We start from the raw sequence: 1376 nt of genomic DNA, 5'->3' as shown, positions 1-1376 counted from the left end.
CGGCGACGGCGGCAAGCCCGGACGCAGTGACGGCCGCACTCCGGGCCCGGGCGGCTCCGCCGACACGGCGATGGCCGAGGCGCTTCGGCGGGCGGGCCTGGGCAGCTAGCACAGCACAGAAACAGCCCCAGCACCTCCCTCGGGTCCGGAGCACTCCCTCCGGACGGACAAGGGCAGGGTACTGGGGCTGTTCCCACCGGATGGTGGACTAATGGAGCCTGTGCCTCCGGCCCCGGGCACGGGGCTTGAAACCACAGACAACACTGTGACCGATGCCGCTTAAGGGGGCGGAGGCTTTCGCTGAAGATTTGCTCAGCTTTGGCCTAAGGGGACCGCCAGGTCCGCGCGGAGGCTCTGCCCGATACCGGCGGCGCCGTGCACGTTACCTGTTCGGACCGCCCGGCCGTGCACCCCTTAATCGAGATTGGTGCTCAAGAGTTACCCAAGGTTGCGCCTGCACGCCTCGGCGGGCCCCAGCAGTCGCTTACGATGTAAGTAGTTCGAAGTCGCAACAAGTTTGAAAGGGGCGCCGCCCGATGCTCTTTTCCGGGCAGTCCTCCGCATCCGGTCCCCAGGCGTTCTCGTGACGGCCATTTCGCCGGAAATTCCTCTGGTCTTAACGGCAGTACTGGAAAAACTGGCAACCGACCTCGACGACCACGACGGCAGCATGCGCCGCCGCTTCATCGGCAATTACGTGGGGCTGTGGGAACACCGCTTTGGAAGGGTCTCGAGCGCCATTCTCGCCCGGGACGCCGAAGACGCCATGGACGCGATCCTCAGTTTGAAGATCTCCAGCAGCATGGTGGGGGCCGGACGCCTTGGCCAGATGGCGGAACATCTCGAAGGCCTGGTCAACGGGCGGCTCTTTGACGCCGCGACGGCTCTCTTGGACGAGCTGCGCACCTGCGGGATGACGACGACGTCACAGCTGCGCAGCCTGCATCTGCAGTAGCCCGCCCGTCAGGCGGGAAATGCTCGCCCGCGCGGCGTCACCGCTTCGGTGCCAGGCTGTAGCCAACCCCGCGCACTGTCTTGATCCAGCGCGGGGACTTGGTGTCATCCCCGAGCTTGCGGCGAAGGTTGGCCATGTGCACTTCGATCGTGCGTTCGTCGGAGTCCGAAATGTAGCCGCCGGTGTTGTAGGGCTCGTTGCGAAGCCGGCGGACCAGATCCGCCTTGGTCCGCACCACCCGGCCGCTTTCCATCAGGGCGTACAGCAGGTCGAATTCGCTGCGGGTCAGTTCCAGCTCGCGCCCGGACCGGATCACCGTGCGGGCACGGTGGTCCACCACGATGCCGTTGTGCTCCAGCACGCCGTCGCCGGCCGGGCTCGCCGCCCCGGCCGCGGCAGCCGCTGCCCCGGCGCCGGTCTC

2 protein-coding genes are annotated in these 1376 nt (G+C 66.9%); one reads left to right on the top strand and one right to left on the bottom strand.

Annotated elements, in window-relative coordinates:
- The first annotated feature begins 583 nt into the window (after positions 1 to 583).
- The gene (locus AC5RUH_RS16675; protein ID WP_494014281.1) at positions 584 to 955 is read left to right on the top strand and encodes a hypothetical protein; all 372 of its coding nucleotides are present in this window, start codon (positions 584 to 586) and stop codon (positions 953 to 955) included.
- Between the two features lie 37 nt (positions 956 to 992).
- Here the strand turns inward: AC5RUH_RS16675 and AC5RUH_RS16670 are convergent.
- A partial coding sequence (locus tag AC5RUH_RS16670; protein ID WP_494129155.1) for a winged helix-turn-helix domain-containing protein occupies positions 993 to 1376 on the bottom strand: 384 nt, incomplete at its 5' end.

Source organism: Arthrobacter sp. Y3223166 (assembly GCF_059090935.1).
Note: the sequence above shows the minus strand (reverse complement) of the source record. Positions and strands in the feature narration are given on the sequence as shown.